At 61.2% G+C, this 18,454-nt stretch carries 20 protein-coding genes; 12 read left to right on the top strand and 8 right to left on the bottom strand.

The window, feature by feature from the left end:
* Window positions 1-366: 366 nt before the first annotated feature.
* Entirely contained in the window at window positions 367-2,643 is a 2,277-nt protein-coding gene (parC, locus tag ASD52_RS32905) for a DNA topoisomerase IV subunit A (protein WP_057226522.1), read from the top strand.
* Window positions 2,644-2,779: 136 nt separating this feature from the next.
* A complete protein-coding gene (locus tag ASD52_RS32900) occupies window positions 2,780-3,118 on the top strand; it encodes a helix-turn-helix domain-containing protein (RefSeq protein WP_025426512.1) in 339 nt (112 codons plus the stop codon).
* A 50-nt stretch (window positions 3,119-3,168) separates the two neighbouring features.
* Here the strand turns inward: ASD52_RS32900 and ASD52_RS32895 are convergent, their stop codons facing one another.
* The 4 genes from ASD52_RS32895 to hemB form a co-directional block, all read right to left on the bottom strand.
* A complete protein-coding gene (locus ASD52_RS32895; protein WP_025426513.1) occupies window positions 3,169-4,065 on the bottom strand; it encodes a DMT family transporter in 897 nt (298 codons plus the stop codon).
* A gap of 3 nt (window positions 4,066-4,068) precedes the next feature.
* Window positions 4,069-4,857, bottom strand: coding sequence for an arginyltransferase (locus tag ASD52_RS32890; protein ID WP_025426514.1), 789 nt, complete (start codon window positions 4,855-4,857; stop codon window positions 4,069-4,071).
* Between the two features lie 134 nt (window positions 4,858-4,991).
* Complete coding sequence (locus ASD52_RS32885) at window positions 4,992-5,456, bottom strand: RDD family protein (RefSeq protein WP_025426515.1); 465 nt, start codon at window positions 5,454-5,456, stop codon at window positions 4,992-4,994.
* A 103-nt stretch (window positions 5,457-5,559) separates the two neighbouring features.
* Window positions 5,560-6,576 carry a porphobilinogen synthase gene (gene hemB, locus ASD52_RS32880; RefSeq protein WP_025426516.1) on the bottom strand — a complete coding sequence of 339 codons (1,017 nt, stop codon included), beginning with the start codon at window positions 6,574-6,576 and terminating at the stop codon, window positions 5,560-5,562.
* A gap of 183 nt (window positions 6,577-6,759) precedes the next feature.
* Here hemB and ASD52_RS32875 point away from each other — a divergent pair, with 183 nt between their 5' ends.
* The 7 genes from ASD52_RS32875 to ASD52_RS32845 all read left to right on the top strand — a co-directional run bounded on the left by ASD52_RS32875 (window position 6,760) and on the right by ASD52_RS32845 (window position 13,266).
* Complete coding sequence (locus ASD52_RS32875; protein ID WP_025426517.1) at window positions 6,760-7,197, top strand: DUF6163 family protein; 438 nt, start codon at window positions 6,760-6,762, stop codon at window positions 7,195-7,197.
* 130 nt (window positions 7,198-7,327) lie between these two features.
* Window positions 7,328-7,840, top strand: coding sequence for a MarR family winged helix-turn-helix transcriptional regulator (locus ASD52_RS32870; protein WP_025426518.1), 513 nt, complete (start codon window positions 7,328-7,330; stop codon window positions 7,838-7,840).
* 389 nt (window positions 7,841-8,229) lie between these two features.
* Complete coding sequence (locus tag ASD52_RS32865; RefSeq protein ID WP_025426519.1) at window positions 8,230-9,555, top strand: murein L,D-transpeptidase; 1,326 nt, start codon at window positions 8,230-8,232, stop codon at window positions 9,553-9,555.
* A gap of 183 nt (window positions 9,556-9,738) precedes the next feature.
* Window positions 9,739-11,034 carry a serine hydroxymethyltransferase gene (gene glyA, locus ASD52_RS32860; protein WP_025426520.1) on the top strand — a complete coding sequence of 432 codons (1,296 nt, stop codon included), beginning with the start codon at window positions 9,739-9,741 and terminating at the stop codon, window positions 11,032-11,034.
* 10 nt (window positions 11,035-11,044) lie between these two features.
* A complete protein-coding gene (nrdR, locus tag ASD52_RS32855) occupies window positions 11,045-11,518 on the top strand; it encodes a transcriptional regulator NrdR (protein ID WP_003529310.1) in 474 nt (157 codons plus the stop codon).
* Window positions 11,519-11,536: 18 nt separating this feature from the next.
* The gene (ribD, locus tag ASD52_RS32850) at window positions 11,537-12,646 is read left to right on the top strand and encodes a bifunctional diaminohydroxyphosphoribosylaminopyrimidine deaminase/5-amino-6-(5-phosphoribosylamino)uracil reductase RibD (protein ID WP_025426521.1); all 1,110 of its coding nucleotides are present in this window, start codon (window positions 11,537-11,539) and stop codon (window positions 12,644-12,646) included.
* Window positions 12,646-13,266 (top strand): riboflavin synthase, encoded by a 621-nt coding sequence (locus ASD52_RS32845; RefSeq protein ID WP_025426522.1) that lies wholly within the window; start codon window positions 12,646-12,648, stop codon window positions 13,264-13,266. The genes ribD and ASD52_RS32845 overlap by 1 nt, the downstream gene beginning before the upstream one ends.
* Window positions 13,267-13,349: 83 nt before the next feature.
* On the opposite strand, the gene ASD52_RS32840 is transcribed toward ASD52_RS32845, so the two are convergent.
* The 4 genes from ASD52_RS32840 to ASD52_RS32825 form a co-directional block, all read right to left on the bottom strand.
* Complete coding sequence (locus tag ASD52_RS32840) at window positions 13,350-13,700, bottom strand: hypothetical protein (RefSeq protein ID WP_025426523.1); 351 nt, start codon at window positions 13,698-13,700, stop codon at window positions 13,350-13,352.
* Window positions 13,701-13,956: 256 nt separating this feature from the next.
* Window positions 13,957-14,535, bottom strand: coding sequence for a GNAT family N-acetyltransferase (locus ASD52_RS32835; RefSeq protein WP_025426524.1), 579 nt, complete (start codon window positions 14,533-14,535; stop codon window positions 13,957-13,959).
* Window positions 14,536-14,568: 33 nt separating this feature from the next.
* Complete coding sequence (locus tag ASD52_RS32830) at window positions 14,569-15,069, bottom strand: cupin domain-containing protein (protein ID WP_025426525.1); 501 nt, start codon at window positions 15,067-15,069, stop codon at window positions 14,569-14,571.
* Between the two features lie 171 nt (window positions 15,070-15,240).
* The gene (locus ASD52_RS32825) at window positions 15,241-15,954 is read right to left on the bottom strand and encodes an HAD family phosphatase (protein ID WP_057211439.1); all 714 of its coding nucleotides are present in this window, start codon (window positions 15,952-15,954) and stop codon (window positions 15,241-15,243) included.
* Window positions 15,955-16,232: 278 nt separating this feature from the next.
* Here ASD52_RS32825 and ribH point away from each other — a divergent pair, with 278 nt between their 5' ends.
* From ribH to ASD52_RS32810, 3 genes are read left to right on the top strand one after another with little or no spacing between them, the layout of a single operon-like run.
* Window positions 16,233-16,694 carry a 6,7-dimethyl-8-ribityllumazine synthase gene (ribH, locus tag ASD52_RS32820; protein WP_025426527.1) on the top strand — a complete coding sequence of 154 codons (462 nt, stop codon included), beginning with the start codon at window positions 16,233-16,235 and terminating at the stop codon, window positions 16,692-16,694.
* Complete coding sequence (gene nusB / locus ASD52_RS32815; RefSeq protein ID WP_025426528.1) at window positions 16,691-17,173, top strand: transcription antitermination factor NusB; 483 nt, start codon at window positions 16,691-16,693, stop codon at window positions 17,171-17,173. The genes ribH and nusB overlap by 4 nt, the downstream gene beginning before the upstream one ends.
* Window positions 17,174-17,204: 31 nt before the next feature.
* Entirely contained in the window at window positions 17,205-18,410 is a 1,206-nt protein-coding gene (locus ASD52_RS32810) for an MFS transporter (protein WP_038576864.1), read from the top strand.
* The last annotated feature ends 44 nt before the right edge of the window (window positions 18,411-18,454 follow it).

Raw genomic sequence — 18,454 nt, 5'->3', positions numbered from 1 at the left:
GTCAACTGAGGTGGACAGCCGTGTCGGCCGACGAAATATGCCGTGCCTATGGCTCCATCTCCCCTCAGTTCGCGTCCCGCAATGTCCCCCTCGCAAATCATCCAAATCAACAGCAGCCGAACCTAATACGAAACAGGGCGAAATTATATTCGCTTGATGAAATCACACAGCTTCCGCGCCCGGATGCTTTCCAGGGCGTTACTGGTGGCGATCGCTCATCCATGGCATAACCGTCTAAGCGTTGCATGAACATTGCAGCGCCCGGTCTGCGCCGTTCAATAGCGCGCCGGCGGCGACTTGTGGTTCTCCACAGCGCGATCCCCTGAAATCCTTGATGTTCCGGGTTTGTTGCGCTAGCAAGAACATATGGGACAAAGCCTTACTCCCCCGTCTGGCGGGGATGATCATATTCGGCCGGTTGACCTGAAGGCGGCGCTGGAAGAGCGTTACCTCGCCTATGCCTTGTCGACCATCATGCATCGCGCGCTTCCTGATGTCCGCGACGGCTTGAAGCCGGTGCATCGACGCATCGTTCATGCCATGAGCGAGATGGGGCTCAGGCCGAACACCTCGTTCAAGAAATGCGCCCGCATCGTCGGCGACGTCATGGGTAAGTTCCACCCCCATGGCGACGCCTCGATCTACGACGCACTGGTGCGCCTGTCCCAGGAATTCGCGATCCGGTATCCGCTGGTGGACGGGCAGGGCAACTTCGGCAATATCGACGGCGATAACGCCGCTGCCATGCGTTACACCGAAGCGAAGATGACCGACGTCGCCTCGCTTCTGCTTGAGGGCATCGATCAGGACGCGGTGGATTTTCGTCCCACCTACAACGAGGAAGACCAGGAGCCGGCGGTGCTTCCCGGCGCCTTCCCGAACCTGCTTGCCAATGGTGCGACCGGCATTGCCGTCGGCATGGCGACATCGATCCCGCCGCACAACGCCCATGAACTGTGCGACGCAGCGCTGCATCTGATCCGCCATCCCGAGGCGACCGTCGAGGATCTGCTCTACGATCCTGCCAATCCGCAGCGGGGCGGGATCGAAGGGCCGGATTTCCCGACCGGCGGCATCATCGTCGAAAGCCGTGCGAGCATGGCGGAGTCCTATCGCACCGGTCGCGGTGGCTTTCGCGTGCGGGCGCGCTGGGTTTCGGAAGAGCTCGGTCGCGGCGGCTACCAGATCGTCATCACCGAGATCCCCTATCAGGTCCAGAAGTCGCGGCTGATCGAGAAGATCGCCGAACTGCTCGTTGCGCGCAAACTGCCGCTGCTGGAGGATATCCGGGACGAATCGGCGGAAGATATCCGCATTGTGCTGGTGCCGAAGAGCCGTTCCGTCGATGCCGGCATCCTGATGGAATCGCTCTTCAAGCTGACAGAGCTTGAAAGCCGCATCCCGCTCAACATGAACGTGCTGTCGATGGGACGCGTGCCGCGCGTCATGGCGCTCAACGAAGTGTTGACGGAGTGGCTTGCTCACCGCCGCGACGTCCTGCAGCGTCGTTCGCGCCACCGCCTGGCTGCGATCGAGCGGCGCCTCGAGATTCTTGGCGGTTATCTCGTCGCCTATCTCAATATCGACGAGGTTATTCGCATCATCCGCGAGGAGGATGAGCCGAAGGCCGTGATGATGGAGCGGTTTTCGCTCACCGACCTCCAGGCCGAGTCGATCCTCAACATGCGGCTGCGCTCTTTGCGCAAGCTGGAAGAATTCGAGATTCGCACGGAGTTCGACGCGTTGTCGAACGAAAAGGCCGAGATCGAGGCGCTGCTCGCTTCCGAGGAGAAGCAGTGGCAGACTGTCGCCTGGGAAATCGGCGAGGTGAAGAAAAAGTTTGCCAAGGCGACCGAGATCGGCAAGCGGCGCAGCACCTTTGCGGATGCGCCGGACGCCGACATCGAAGCCATCCAGCAGGCGATGATCGAGAAGGAACCGATCACCGTCGTCATCTCTGAAAAGGGCTGGATCAGGGCGCTGAAGGGCCACATCTCCGATACCTCGACGTTGCAATTCAAGGAGGGGGATGCGCTCAAGGTGGCGTTCCCAGCGCAGACGACCGACAAGATCCTCGTCTTCACCACGGGCGGCAAGGTTTATACGCTCGGCGGCGACAAGCTGCCCGGCGGTCGCGGTCATGGCGAACCCTTGCGCATCATCGTCGATATGGAAAATGACCAGGACGTGCTGACGGCATTCGTGCACGACCCGGCGAGAAAGCTCATCGTGGCCTCTGTTGCCGGTAACGGCTTTGTCGTGACGGAAAGCGATATCGTCGCCAATACCCGCAAGGGCAAGCAGGTGATGAATGTCGCCAACAACGATGAGGCGAAGTTGGTTGTTTCCGTCAAGGGCGACCATGTCGCCGTTGTCGGCGAAAACCGCAAGATGCTCGTTTTCCCGCTGGCGCAGATTCCGGAAATGGCGCGGGGCAAGGGCGTCCGGCTGCAGCGCTACAAGGATGGCGGCATCTCCGATATCCGCTGCTTTGCAATCGCAGACGGCCTCGTCTGGGAAGACAGCGCCGGCCGCGTCTTCACCAAGGGCAAGGACGAACTGATTGAGTGGCTGGCCGATCGCGCCTCTGCCGGTCGCGTCGTGCCCAAGGGCTTCCCGCGCAGCGGCAAGTTCAGCGGCTGATCCATCGCTGCCTGCGCGGCTTGGCTGCGCAGGCCGATACCCATCTGCTTCTAAAGCAATCTGAAATTTAGTAGAATGCCCCGTTTTCGGCGCTTGAAAGCAACGTGCGGTCGTGGATCAATAATCGTCCAACAGGATGAAGACCATGCCAAATTCTGCTGCCCTTGACGACATTCTGCTCGCACTCGCGAATCCGGTTCGCCGGCGGATATTCGAGATATTGCTCGGCGGAGAAACGCGGGTTGTCGAGGTGGCCGCCGCCGTCGCCGTGACGCCGGATGCACTCGAGCAGCACCTGCGCATCCTTGAGGAAGCCAGCCTGGTTTCGCGTCTACCTGCCCGTGATGGCGAGGCCGTGTGCGGCAATCCCGCACCTCTTGATGTCGCTGCCGCCTGGATCGACATGAACCGTGCGCTTTGGTCGATGCACAGCCAAGTGGCGTACTCTTTGGAGGGCGGTAGAACGTCAGCCTGACGAACCTTCGCTGACAATCGTTATTTCGCCGCCTTGCGGACGGCCGCTACCTATTCGGGGCAGGGCAGAGCCGCGCGGACGGGGCGGCTGCGCATCTGCCAGAGAGAGTGGCCGATAAGCGCAAGGATAAGGACGGCGCCGCCGGCAAGCGTCTGCGTCGTCGGGCTTTCGGCGAAGACAAGCCAGACCCAGATCGGTGCCAGGATGGTTTCGAGCAGATAGAACATACCCACTTCCGGTGCCGACAGGAACCGCGGCCCTGTTGCCAGACAGAAGAAGGCAAGCGGGATCATCACCAGGCCGTTGAACAGGATGTATTGCGGAGCCGCGATCGCGAAGCCGCCGGCAGGCAAGAGCAGAAGCGCGACTGCGGCCGGAAAGATGGCGGTCACCAGCGGCACCAAAGCCATGTCGCGGCCGCTTGCCCGGCTGATGGTGATGGCGCTGGCGAGCAGGAAGGCGGAACTTGCCGCCATCGCGTCGCCGAAGATATGGCCACTTTCAAGCCCGTCCTGCACGATCAGCCCCACGCCGATCACCATGGCTGCCATCGTCACGAGCGTTGCGTTGGAAGGGCGTTCCTTCAGGAAGATCCAGGAAAGCAGTGCCGCGAACATCGACGTGAAGGCAAGAATGAAGACGACGTTTGCCGTTGACGTGTTGAAGACGGCCAGCAGGAACGTGCACGAGTTGATGCCGTAAAACAGACCGACGACCAGCCCGGTCTTGCCCGGAATGAGTGAGATCTTGCGGCGAAGCAGCCGATTGAGCACGAACCATGCCAGGAGGCCGATGAAGAAAGTCGAAAGGCTGCGCACCGCGAGCAGCGACCAGACCTCGCCGCCGGCGGATCGGATGAGCGGAATGTCGAAGGAGAGAGCAAGGCCGCCAAGGCCGGTGATCGCAAGTCCGCGCCGGTGCAGCGCGGCATCAGTGGAAGGGTTCAATTTTCAATCCGTTTCCGTCGAGGGCATTTCTGAAGGAGCGTCAGGACCATCGTAGCGCTCCCAGCCGCGCGGCATAAGATGCTCCTGCGGCAAAAATTTCGTCTTGTATCCCATCTTGCGCGACCCCTTGACCCAATAGCCGAGATAGACATGCGGGAGGCCGCGCTCCTTGGCGCGCCGGATATGATCGAGAATCATGAAGGTGCCGAGCGAGCGCTCCTCATGCGCAGGGTCGAAGAAGGAATAGACCATCGAAAGCCCGTCACCCATGCGGTCGGTCAGCGCTGTCGCGATCAGCGGTCCGCGCGCTCTCTCGCTGATGCCGTCGCCTTCGGTCCTTAAGCGATACTCGATGATCTTGGTGTGCACATGGGTGTCTTCGACCATCATCGCATAGTCGAGAACCGACATGTCGGACATGCCACCCTTCTGGTGTCGTCGGTCGAGATAGCGGCGGAAGAGGTTGTACTGTTCGCTCGACGGCTCGGCCGGATATTCCGATGAGATCACGTCGCTGTTGGTCGCGAGCACGCGGCGCATCGACCGGCTCGGCGAAAATTCGTTGGCGAGAATTCGAACGGAAATGCAGGCGCGACAGGTTTCGCAGGCGGGCCGATAGGCGATGTTCTGCGAGCGGCGGAAGCCGCCCTGGGTCAGGAGGTCGTTGAGCTCCGGTGCGCGCTCGCCCACCATGTGGGTAAACACCTTTCGCTCCATCTCATTCGGCAGATAAGGGCAGGCTGCCGGTGCAGTGAGATAGAATTGCGGAGACGGTGTGGTCTGTGTGTTCATCGAGTGCGGCGGTCACTCTTCGCGCGGTTGTTCATGACAGTAGCATGGCGGAAGAATGGAAAACGTCAACTCACACGTTTGGGGCGGTCGCCCCTTGCGCGCGGATTGTTCGTCGTCGATTGCTTCGGCAGGGTTCAGTAGGTGTCGCGACGGACCGTTACGGTGCCAATCAGCAGATCGTGCAGCAGGCGGCTGCGATCTGTAAACAGTCCGATCAGCAGAATCAGCGGCGTCAACAGCGCGTTGGCGATCCAGAAGATGACGAGATGCACGATCGCCGTCAGGAAGTCCATTGGTCGTCCGTCAGTGCGCGCAATCGCCAGTCCCATCATCCGCATGCCGGGCGATGCCTGCTCGCGGCCGCCCACGGTCACGCCGAAATAGAGCATCGCTACCAGCGCAAAAAGCACGGGATAGAGCAGGAAGCCGAGGCCGAGCGTCAGGATGCCGAGGAAGAACACAACGACGGCGGCCGGGATCCACAAGAGCGCGATGATGACATAGTCGAGAATGAAGGCGAACACCCGCCGCGACAGCACACCCTGATAGGCGCGCCAGTCATTGCTCGGCAGCCGCAGTTCTTCGTTGTGCATCGTCATCTCTATAGGCCCCGCATAGTTGTAAGCTCGATATGGGTTGGCATTGCGTGCAAAACAAGGATTGCCCGCCACGCGCCGCCTGCAGTTTGCAAAGGTGAGGGCGTTACCGCCCCTTGGCCAGGATCCTTGCGACCTCGATGGCGAAGTAGCTGAGGATGCCGTCGCAGCCGGCGCGCTTGAAGGCGAGCAGCGTTTCGAGCATCACCTTCTCGCCGTCGATCCAGCCATTGGCGGCCGCCGCCTTGACTTGAGAGTATTCGCCCGACACCTGGTAGGCGAAAACCGGAAGGCCGAAGGCCTCCTTCATGCGCCAGCAGATGTCGAGGTAGGGCAGGCCGGGCTTGACCATCAGCATGTCGGCGCCTTCCTCGACGTCGAGTGCGGCGTCGCGGATCGCCTCGGTGCCGTTGGCCGGGTCGATATAATAGGTCTTCTTGTCGCCCTTGAGCAGACCGCCGGTGCCGATCGCCTCGCGATAGGGACCGTAGAAGCCGGAAGCGAATTTCGTCGCATAGGCCATGATGCCGACATTCTGGTGGCCCGCCGCGTCGAGCGCCTGGCGGATCGCACCGATGCGACCGTCCATCATGTCGGAAGGCGCGATGATATCGGCGCCGGCGTCGGCCTGGCCGACAGCGGCCCTGGCGATCGTCTCCACCGTCTCGTCGTTGACGATTTCGCCATCGCGCAGGATGCCGTCGTGGCCGTGGCTGGTGAACGGGTCGAGCGCCACGTCGGTTATGACGCCGATCTCGGGCACGGCCTTCTTGAAGGCGCGCGTCGCCTGGTTGATGAGATTGTCGGCGGCAAGGCTGTTGGAGCCGGTCTCGTCGCGCAGCGACAGATCTATATTGGGAAAGGTGGCGATTGCCGGGATGCCGAGATCGGCGGCTTCTTTCACCGCTTCCACCGCCGTGTCGATGCTCATGCGGTTGACGCCAGGCATGGCATCGATCGGCTGCACGATGTTGCTGCCCGGCACGATGAAGATCGGCCAGATCAGGTCGTCGACCGTCAGGCGGTTTTCCTGCACCAGCCGGCGCGTCCAATCGGCCTTGCGGTTGCGGCGCATGCGGCGGTGTCCGGTAATCCTGTCCACAAGATTCGTCCTGTCGTTCATCGCGCCGCGCCTTTCCTTGGAAACTGTGAGGTGGCATGCGCTTTATCATGTGGGGGCCACGCTTGGAAACCGCGCCGCGCACGACCGGCCTGCGGCATTTCTTCCCCGTCGCCAATCGACAAAGGGGGGGAGGGGCTTCCTTCGTGCTGGCGGATGGCGTCGACCCGCCCTATCTTGCCGCCCATGCTTCATGATTCTGCCCATGTGCCGAAACCATCGCTGACCGAGATCCTTTTCGGTCTGTTCCTGCGGCTGGTGTCGGCCTCGTGCTTCTGGTTCGCGCTGAACTATTGGGCCATGCTGATCGGCTTCTCCCATGGCGGTGCCGGCCGTTTCGATCTATTGACGCCGGAGTGGCGGGCAGCGGCTACCGCGCTTGCCGTGGTCTACCCCGTGGCTGCCCTCGGGCTGTGGCTGCTGGTCTCCTGGGGACCGGTGGTCTGGGTGGTAGCGGCAGCGATCGAAATCGCGATGTACGAGTTCTATCCCGTCAGTTTCGGCGCCCGTCCGTTGCTGATTGCGCTGCACGGGGCCGTCGCCGTTACCTTCATCCTTTTCAGGGCCGCGCTGTTCTATCAACGCTACCGGCAGGCGAGACAGGTAAGAGTTGATTCACCCTGAGACAGACTCGCCGAATGGTAAGCTCATGTTAAGGCTGCGGTTTAAGTAGAATTTTAGACGTATTCGATAGGGTCTCACTCAAGGCGGGAAGACAAACAGACACCGCCAAACAAAACAGTGAGGCAGTCAAATGAACACGAAGATGAAGCCGCAGGTCGCTGCGCCCCGAGACCCTCAGGAAGAAACCATCCGCGGTCTCTACATGGAATCCCTCCACCTCGTCGAGCGTCTGCACCGCCGTCTGCTCGACGTTATCAAGGACGAGTTCGACCGTCAGGGTCGCGACGATGTCAACGCCGTCCAGGCTCTGTTGCTGTTCAACATCGGCAACTCCGAGCTGACCGCCGGCGAGCTTCGCTCCCGCGGCTACTACCTCGGCTCGAACGTCTCCTACAACGTCAAGAAGCTCGTCGACCTCGGTCTCATCAACCACCAGCGCTCACGGGTCGACCGTCGTTCGGTCCGCATCAGCCTGACGGAAGACGGTCAGGAAATCGCCGAAACCGTCGCCAAGCTCTACGAGCGTCACATCGGCTCGATCCAGAAGGTTGGCGGCATCGGTTCAGATGAGTTCACCCAGATGAACAAGCTGCTGCAGCGCCTCGATCGCTTCTGGAACGACTCGATCATGTACCGCCTGTAATCGGCGTCGCTTACCTCCAGTTCAATGGCCGGACGCAATCCTTGCGTGTCCGGCCTTTGCCGTTTTTCGGTCCCGGCGATGTTGCCGAAAGGCCGCAGTGGGCCCAAGCAAGAGGCGTGCCACATGCCTTCGGCCGCCGCCCGAGACACGAATTGGCCATATTGGTGTGACAGCGACGAGAGCATGCGGTAGGTGCGCCCACGTGTTTTCATCGATGTGGTTTCGTTTCGCGTACGCCTGCCGGATGAGGGACCTCGCTCGCGGTATCGTGAAATGCGAGGGCAGGGTGGCTCGTTGGTTGACCTTTGTTAACCACGATCGTGTTAGGGCTCCGGCAACATGCGTGCCTGCGCATAGGGCGCGTGCCAACGCATTGGGATGGTAGGAATATGTCGAAAAAGAATGGAATTGATGCATTCTCGCGCCGTGCATTTCTGCGCTCGGCCGCAACCTTCGGTGCCGTCGCTTGCGCGGGAGCCGCGGGCGCACAGGACGCCCTGAACGAGATCATCAATTCGCCACGCCGCGGCTCCTGGGACGACCAGTACGACGCCAAGGCATCGCGCACGGCGACCACGGTCGTGTCCAATACGCCGGTCTTCGGCCCGGAGACGATCAGCCATGTCCAGCAGGCGATCTTCGACTATCAGAACATCGTTTCGTCAGGCGGTTGGCCGATGGTGGCAACCAGCCTCAAGCTCGAGATCGGCGTTACCGATCCTTCGGTGCAGCAACTGCGCCAGCGCCTGATGGTTTCCGGCGACCTGCCGCGTTCGGCCGGCATTTCGTCGCAGTTCGATTCCTACGTCGACGGCGCCGTAAAGCGCTTCCAGGCCCGCCACGGCCTCCCGGCGGACGGCGTCATTGGCGAATACACGCTGAAGGCCATCAACGTTCCGGCGACCACCCGTCTCGGCCAGTTGCAGACCAATCTCGTGCGCCTGCAGTCGATGTCCGGTGACCTCGGCCGCCGCTACGTGATGGTCAACATCCCGGCTGCCTACATCGAAGCTGTGGAGAACGGCCGCGTCGCGCTGCGCCACACCGCCATCGTCGGCAAGATCGACCGCCAGTCGCCGATCCTCAATTCCAAGATCTACGAGGTCATTCTCAACCCCTATTGGACCGCGCCGCGCTCGATCATCCAGAAGGATATCATGCCGCTGATGCGCAAGGATCCGACCTACCTGAAGCGCAATGCCATCCGCCTGTTCGATGGCAGCGGTGGCGAAGTGTCGCCAGAAACGGTCGACTGGAATGCCGAGAAGGCGCCGAACCTGATGTTCCGTCAGGATCCGGGCAAGATCAACGCGATGTCGTCGACGAAGATCAACTTCCACAACGAGCATCAGGTCTACATGCACGATACGCCGCAGCAGGGCCTGTTCAACAAGCTGATGCGTTTCGAATCGTCCGGCTGCGTTCGCGTCCAGAACGTTCGCGACCTTTCGAGCTGGCTGTTGAAGGAAACACCCGGCTGGTCGCGCCAGCAGATGGAAGCCACGATCAAGACCGGCGTCAACACTCCGATCACGCTGGCCGAAGAAGTTCCGGTCTTTTTCACCTACATCACCGCCTGGTCGGCGACAGATGGCGTCGTCCAGTTCCGCGACGACATCTATCAGCGCGATGGCGCGACAGAACTTGCACTGCAGACGCCCTATGGCGTCGAGCAGTCCTCCGGCTCGGTCGAGCAGGACGCTCTGCCGCAATAAGCAAAGTCGGGACAATAATTTGAAAAAGCCGCGCTTGCCTTGGCAGTGCGGCTTTTTCGTTGGTCCATGGCTGCGATGTTTAGGCGCGGCAGATGGGGGAAATGACGCAAACCGCACAGCGGATATTGCTCTCGCCGTGCGAGGAAGCTAAAGAACTGCCACCTTTGAGAGGAGCCTCGCCCGATGCTTGCACAGAACAATGATGCCTTCTTCACCCGCTCTCTCGCCGACAGCGATCCGGAAATCTTCGGTGCGATCGAAAAGGAGCTGGGTCGCCAGCGCCACGAGATCGAACTGATCGCCTCCGAGAACATCGTTTCGCGCGCCGTGCTCGAGGCCCAGGGCTCGATCATGACCAACAAATATGCCGAGGGCTATCCGGGCAAGCGCTATTACGGCGGCTGCCAGTTCGTTGATATCGCCGAGGAATTGGCGATCGAGCGTGCCAAGAAGCTCTTCGGTGCCAAGTTCGTCAACGTGCAGCCGAACTCCGGCTCGCAGATGAATCAGGCCGTGTTCCTGGCACTCCTGCAGCCAGGCGACACCTTCATGGGTCTCGACCTCAATTCGGGCGGTCACCTGACGCACGGCTCGCCGGTCAACATGTCCGGCAAGTGGTTCAACGTGGTTTCCTACGGCGTTCGCGAGAGCGATCACCTGCTTGACATGGACGCCGTCGCCGAGAAAGCGCGCCAGCATAAGCCGAAGCTGATCATCGCCGGCGGCACCGCCTATTCCCGCATCTGGGACTGGAAGCGTTTCCGCGAGATCGCCGACGAAATCGGCGCCTATCTGATGGTCGACATGGCGCACATTGCCGGCCTCGTTGCCGGTGACCAGCATCCGTCGCCGGTTCCGCATTGCCACGTTGCAACGACGACCACACACAAGTCGCTGCGCGGCCCGCGCGGTGGCATGATCCTGACCAATGACGAGGATATCGCCAAGAAGATCAACTCGGCGGTCTTCCCGGGTCTCCAGGGTGGCCCGCTGATGCACGTCATCGCCGCCAAGGCCGTTGCCTTCGGCGAAGCGCTGCAGCCGTCCTTCAAGGACTATGCGGCCCAGGTCGTCAACAACGCCCGCACGCTTGCAGAGACGCTCAAGGCGAACGGCCTCGACATCGTTTCCGGCGGCACCGACAACCACCTGATGTTGGTTGACCTGCGCAAGAAGAACGCGACCGGCAAGCGCGCCGAGGCAGCCCTTGGCCGCGCCTATGTCACCTGCAACAAGAACGGCATCCCGTTCGATCCCGAAAAGCCGTTCGTCACGTCGGGTGTCCGTCTCGGCACTCCGGCCGGCACGACGCGTGGCTTCAAGGAAGCCGAATTCAAGGAAATCGGTGAACTGATCGTCGAAGTGCTCGACGGCCTCAAGGTCGCCAACTCCGACGAAGGCAATGCTGCCGTCGAAGCGGGTGTGCGCGAGAAGGTGATGAAGCTCACCGAACGCTTCCCGATGTACGGCTACATGTGATCGGCTCATCATGCGCTGCCCCTATTGCGGTTCCGAAGACAGCCAGGTGAAGGACAGCCGTCCGGCAGAGGACGGCAACGCCATTCGTCGTCGCCGTATCTGCCCGGATTGCGGTGGTCGCTTCACGACCTTCGAACGGGTGCAGCTGCGTGAGCTGATGATCATCAAGAAGACCGGTCGGAAGGTGCCTTTCGACCGGGACAAACTACTGCGGTCTTTCGAGATCGCACTGAGAAAGCGCCCTGTAGATCGCGACCGCATCGAGCGGGCAGTTTCCGGCATCGTGCGACGGCTCGAAAGCTCCGGCGAGACCGAGATCCCTTCGGAAGAGATCGGCCTGCAGGTGCTGGAAGCGCTGAAGAGCCTCGACGATGTCGCTTTCGTCCGCTACGCATCGGTCTATCGGGATTTCTCCCACGCCGAAGATTTCGAGAAGGTCATCGCCGAGATCAGCGCCAAGATTGCGCGCGACCCCGGCGAATAGGAAAGCGCCCGGATCGCCATGGCCAATCCCACCCGTGAGGACGAGAGGTTTATGGCGGCGGCGCTGCGGCTGGCACGCCATCATCTCGGACAGACATCCACAAACCCATCGGTCGCCTGCCTGATCGTGAAGGATGGCATTGTCGTCGGACGGGCGGTAACCGCCAGCAGCGGTCGTCCGCATGCGGAAGCCCAGGCGCTTGCCGAAGCCAGAGAACGGGCGCGGCGCGCGACCGCCTATGTCACCCTCGAACCGTGCTCGCATCACGGCAAGACGCCGCCCTGCGCCGATGCGCTTGTCGCCGCCGGCGTTGCCCGTGTCGTCATCTCGATCCTCGACCCCGATGAACGCGTTGCCGGCCGCGGCGTCGTGCGTTTGCGCGATGCTGGAATCACGGTCGATATCGGCCTACTGCCGGAGGAGGGGCATCGCGCGCTCGAAGCCTATCTCATGCGGCAGGTCAGCAAACGTCCGCATGTGACTCTCAAGCTTGCCATTTCTGCCGACGGCATGATCGGCCGCAAAGGGGCTGGACAGGTCCGTATTACCGGTCCGATTTCCAGGGCGCAGGTTCAGATCCTCAGGGCGCAAAGCGACGCGATCCTGGTGGGCATCGGTACGGCGACCGCCGACGATCCGGAATTGACCGTGCGTCTTCCCGGACTTGAAGACCGCTCGCCCGTCCGCATCGTTCTCGATCGACGCTTGGACCTTTCTCCCGGATCGAAGCTCGTGCGCTCAGCACGCGATGTCCCGCTGATTGTCGTCTCCGGCGAGCCGTCGGGGCAACCGGAACTGGAGCCGGCTGGCGACCGGGCTGGCCGCCGCGCGGCGTTGGAGGCCGCCGGTGTCGAGGTGCTGGAAACCGGATCGGTCGCCGATCTGCTGACAGCGCTCGGTTCTCGCGGCATTTCCTCGCTGCTCGTCGAGGGTGGTGCCGTTGCCGCTCGTGCTTTCCTGGAGAGTGGCCTCGTCGATCGCATCCAGATCTATACCGGTCCGCAACAGATTGGCGAAAACGGTATCGCGTCCCCATTTGATCGGAAGTCCGTTCCTGCCGGCTTCACGCTCGTCAATTCCGCACGATACGGCGACGACCTTTTCGAAGAATACGAAAGAGAGAACTGATGTTCACAGGCATTGTCACTGATATCGGTACCGTTGACGCCGTTACGCCGCTGAAGGAAGGCGTGAAGCTGCGCGTCGCCACCAATTACGATCCGAAGACCATCGACATGGGGGCGTCCATCGCCCATTCCGGCGTTTGCCTGACGGTCACGGCTTTGCCTGATGGTGGCAGCAACGAGCGCTGGTTCGAGGTCGAGGCATGGGAGGAGGCGTTGCGGCTGACGACCATAGCCGGCTGGAAGAAGGGCACACGCATCAATCTCGAGCGGTCACTGAAGATCGGCGATGAACTCGGCGGCCATCTCGTTTCCGGTCATATCGACGACAAGGCCGAGATTCTCTCGATCGAATCTGAAGGTGATGCTGTCCGGTTCCGGTTGCGTGCACCAGCGCATCTGGCCAAGTTCGTTGCGCCCAAGGGGTCCGTCGCACTGGACGGCACGTCGCTTACAGTCAACAAGGTCGATGGCGCCGAGTTCGACGTGCTGCTGATCCGGCATTCGCTTGAGGTGACGACCTGGGGCGAACGCCAGGCTGGCGATTTCGTCAATTTCGAAGTCGATACGATGGCGCGCTACGCCGCCCGCCTTGCGGAGTTTCCCGCGCCGAAGGCTGAATAGGCGATCGCAGCCGCCGAGACCCGACAAGGTGCACCACCTCGAATGTGGAGATGGTGCACCTTTTTAGGTTGACCGCGCGCGGTTCAACGCACGTATAGGGTGAGGCTTCCGTTGGCACTCTGCACAGCGCCCGCTATATTGCCCATTTCGACGTTCTTGGCCTTCAGCGCGGCGGCTAATCCAGCGTTGCTGTTGACCGCCGCTTGCAAGGCGGCGCGCTGTTCTGGCGTCGCATGCTCGATCCACATGCGTGTCTGATCTTGTTCGCTCAGCGTACCGACATCGACGATGGTGAAGTTGTCTCCCTTGAACTCTTGCACCGTCTTCTCGATTTCAGCCGGCCATTCCATTTTGGCGTCTTGAGCGTGGGGGATAGCTGCGAAGGCGAGGGAAGAGAAAGCAGCAATGATTGATAGCTTGGCAATGCGATTCATGGTCATGCTCCCTGGTTGTTTGCGGCGCAGTAACCGGTAACCTGATACCCGAACATATTACCCAGTGCGGGTTTCTGGCGGGCCTGCTGGGGATGCGCATGGCAGTCGCCAGCGGGCTGTATTACGGGTGACTTACCCGCAGCGAAATTTGTTGGACGTCGACTGATCAGGTGGTGTTGCCTAAGGTTATAATTCGCCTCCACCCGAGGCCCAGCAACCTTACTTGCGATCTAGGCGTTTGGCAATTCAGGATTGTTTACGTTGCCAAATTCGCAGGCATTTGCCCCAAATGGGCCGTGGCACCAGCAAGCGGTCGTTGCCGTTCAAACATGATCACATGGGTTCCGTGATAGGACGTGCGCCAGAATTCCTTAAAGCCATGCTTTTCTGCGACGCGGATCGAAGCATTGTTGCCGACATCGATGATGCAGGTCTTCCGCAACTTCGGAAACTGTCGGTCGGCCCATTCGAGCGCGGCGGTAACAGCCTCGGTTGCAAGCCCCTGGCCATGTGCCTTGGGCGAAAGCGCCCATCCGGTTTCCATGGTTCCTTCGAGCGATGGCGTGATCAGCCGATGAACGTCATGAAAACCCGCTTCTCCGAGAAAGGTGCCGGTCGCTCGATCCTGGATGGCGAAGAAGCCGAAGCCGAAATAGTGCCACATGCCGACCTGGCGCAGGAACCGCGTCCAGGACTGCTCTCGCGTGTAGGGAACGCCGCCGACGAAACGCGTTACCTCACTGTCGGCAAACAGGGCGGCATAGGCCGTGAAGTCGTCACGTCGATAGGGACGCAGGACCAGGCGTTCGGTCTCGATGATAGGAACACTGTGCATGTTTTATCCACTGCTATTGGTTTGGAAAGGGGATCAGATGCCGGGCTCGCCGTCCCAGTAGTCGACGGCACTTTCAGGCCTGCCGGTGAACTGGAACCGGCGTTCGCCGCCGGCCGTGCGCGTCCTGGCGTGAAACTTTCCGGAATCCGGGTATTCGCAGATCTCGGTTGCGGCCATCGTCGAGATGGAGAGATATTTGAGCGGCACGGTTCCGGTGTTGATCAGGTGGTGTGCCGTCTCGGGGCCGCCGGCAGGTGCGCCCAGGATGTCCCCAGGCCCGACAGCGTAGCGCTCGGCGCCGAACCGATAGGTGCCTTCGCCTTCGAGGATGACGAACAGTTCCTCTTCCACATGATGGTTGTGGAACGGGCAACCGGATTTGCCCGGTGGCACTTCGCCATAGCCGATGCCTAGGTCTTTCAGCCCCAGCCGGCCGCCGAAAGACGCGTCGCGTGACTCGAAAAACGTGCCTTCCGACCAATGGTCGAGGGCAAGATCCCTCGGGTTGATGATGGGTTTGTTGGTGTCCGCCATGTATTCCTCCCTGGCGCTATCGGCGTCGCACGGGGCGACCTTAGTGGCTCCTCCGTGTCGCGCTTGATTTTTGGTCTGCCGACAATCGGTCAGGTGTCCGGCGGCGGCCATTCGTTCTTACGGGAAAATTTGCATTCGAAACGTGAAGAAAGGCGCGTGGCAATTCTGTCTTCAGGCAGGGGCATGGGCGCCTCGCGAATGGTTGAGGAGCGCGTGGTGAACCTGGCCGAGGTGGGCGGCGACATTGACGCAAAGGCTGCGGATCTCTTCCGTTGCCGCCAGCAGATCCGGCACCATGATCGTCATCATGCCGGCCGATGATGCCGAGCGCACGCCGTTATGGCTGTCCTCAAGCGCAAGGCAAAGCTCGGGCGGGACATCGAGCCGCCGAGCAGCCGTCAGGAAAGGTTCGGGATGCGGCTTGCCCAGTTGGTAGTCGCCGTGAGCGACGACGACAGGGAAGCGGTCGAACAATCCATGAAGGCCGAGGTTTCGCTCGACATCGTGATGCTCTGACGATGTGGCGATCGCAAAGGGAATGCCGAGGTCTTCCAATAGGTCGATGAGTTCGACCACACCCGGCTTCAACCGCAGTTCGGTCGTTGTCAGGGTATGGAAGGTGGCGGACGCCTGCCGCCAAAACCCGTCGAGATCGAAGTCTGCTCCGAAATGTCTGCTGAGTGATTGTCGCGTCGCTTCGCCGGAAAGCCCTATGGTCGCGAGATAAAGCGACAGCGGCATGATCTGCCCGAGCGCCTGCGCAGTCGTAAGCATCGCGTCGCGATAGAGTGCCTCGGTATCGAAGAGCAGGCCGTCCATGTCGAAGACGACGGCCTGAGGCATACTGGGCAGACGAATAGATATCGACGGATCGACATCATGCATTAGGGACAACCTTCGCTCGACTTCCATTGTCCGGGCCGGCTTTCTCTCCGGCCAGGCGTTGTGTAAGGTTTGATTATTGTCATTGTCGGCAACGCCTGGCTACCCCCTCAAGCGTGACACAAGCGTACCGCCCCATCTGGAGCGGGCAGGGCGCTACCGGCGTGCGACGCGGCAAAAGGGCGCCGAGAGCGGAATTTGCTTGCCATTCGACGCCGGTCATGGTTTGACCGCCGCCTCAGCCGGTCGCACCGGCGCAGAAATCTCAAGACAGGTGACCCATGGCGAAGACCAAGGCTGCCCACATCCTGATTGTGGAAGCACGCTTCTATGACGATATGGCCGACGCGTTGCTCGATGGCGCCAAACATGCGCTGGATGCAGCCGGCGCGACCTATGATATCGTGACAGTTCCCGGCGCACTCGAAATCCCGCCGGCAATCGCCATGGCGCTCGATGGCGCGGACGACGGCGGCACGGGCTACGACGGCTTCGTCGCGCTCGGCATGGTCATTCGCGGCGAGACCTATCATTTCGATATCGTCGCGAACGAATCCTCGCGTGCGATCATGGACCTCGCCGTCAGCGAAAGCCTTGCCATCGGCAACGGCATCCTGACGGTCGAAAATGATGATCAGGCCTGGGCGCGGGCGCGCCGGTCGGAAGGCGACAAGGGCGGCTTTGCAGCGCGCGCTGCGTTGACGATGATTGAACTGAAGAACAAATTGGGCACGGAACAGTGACGAACACCCCCTCGGATCAGCCGTTGAAACAGGCTAACCAACGCGGCGCGGCGCGTCTCGCGGCCGTGCAGGCGCTCTACCAGATGGATATCGGCGGCACCGGCGTGCTCGAAGTCGTCGCTGAATACGAAATGCACCGCCTCGGCCAGGAACTGGACGGCGATACCTATCTGAAGGCTGATGCGTCCTGGTTCCGCTCGATCGTTGCAGGCGTCGTGCGCGATCAGCGCAAGCTCGACCCGCTGATCGGCTCGGCATTGCAGGACGACTGGGCGCTGTCGCGGCTCGATTCCACCGTTCGTGCCATCTTGCGCGCCGGGACATTCGAGATGCTGGAGCGCAAGGACGTGCCTGTTGCGGTGATCGTCACCGAATATGTCGAAATTGCCAAGGCTTTCTTCGGAGACGACGAGCCGAAGCTGGTGAACGCCGTTCTTGACCGAATTGCCCGGCAGGTTCGCGGCGAACCCAAGAAGTAGCGCGGCCATGGTTGCGGCTGCCGTCGATGATATGGGCTCTGCCCTTCGCGAAGCGCGCCGCAACGTTTTCCTTCTAACGGCGGCGCAGGCGATCCTTGGCGTCGTCGGCCCGATCTGTTTTGCCGTCGGCGGCGTTGCCGGCTATCAATTGCTGGCAGACGACAAGTCGCTGGCGACAGCACCTCTGACTGCCTACAACGTCGGCATGGCGCTCGGTGTCATTCTCGTGGCAACGCTCTCGCGCCTCATCGGCCGACGCTTCGCCTTCATGGTCGGCACCGGGATTGCGTCGGTAGGCGCCGCAATCGCCGCGGTTGCGCTGTTCCGCGAGAGCTTCTGGCTCTTTGCCTTCGGTCTTGCCATTCTCGGCTCCTCCAACGGGTTTACACAAAAGCTGCGCTTCGCGGCCGCCGATGCTGCGCCGTCCTTCTACAAACCGAAGGCGATATCGTGGATCCTGGGCGGCGGCATCGTTTCCGCGATTCTCGGCCCACAGATCGTCATTTTCGCCGGTGATCTCTTCGCGCCCGTTGCCTTTGTCGGGGCCTTCATCGCCTTGCTGCCGGTCTGCCTGCTGGCCGCATTCTTCTTCGCGCCATTGCGTCTGCCGGAGCAGGGGACCGTGGCTAGCGAGCATCATGGCCAGGCCGCCCGCTCGCTCAGTGAGATCGTTCGCAACCAACGCTTCATCACCGGCATGGTCTGCGGCATATCCAGCTACGCGCTGATGACATTCATGATGACCGGTGCACCGGTCGCCATGGTCGTCGGCTGCGGCTTTTCCACCGAGCTTGCCACGCTCGGCATCCAGTGGCACGTGCTCGCAATGTTTGCGCCCAGCTTCTTTACGGGGTGGCTGATCACACGCTTCGGCGCCGAGCGCATCGTCGCCTGCGGGCTGCTGCTGCTCATGGCCTGCGCGGCCGTCGCCCACATGGGTCTGGAACTCTGGAACTTCTGGGGCGCTCTGGTGCTTCTCGGTCTGGGCTGGAATTTCGGTTTCATCGGCTCGACCGCCATTGTTGCCGGCAGTTATCGCCCACAAGAGGCCGACAAGGTGCAGGCCTTCCACGACATCATCCTCTTTACCACCGTCGCGCTCTCGTCCTTTGCCTCTGGCAAGGTTCTCTCGGTCTATGGCTGGGATATGCTGAACGCCGTCGTCTGGCCGGTGACATCAGTCTGCCTTCTTCTGCTCTTCTTGCTGATGCGTACTCGTCCCAGCGTTGCGGCCTGAGCCACCGCTTTTCTCCAAAATCTTCCGTTCGCAAAGGTCCGCCG

This window comes from Ensifer sp. Root142 (assembly GCF_001426785.1).
GTDB lineage: Bacteria > Pseudomonadota > Alphaproteobacteria > Rhizobiales > Rhizobiaceae > Ensifer > Ensifer canadensis.
This window is presented reverse-complemented; position numbering and strand designations above follow the sequence as displayed.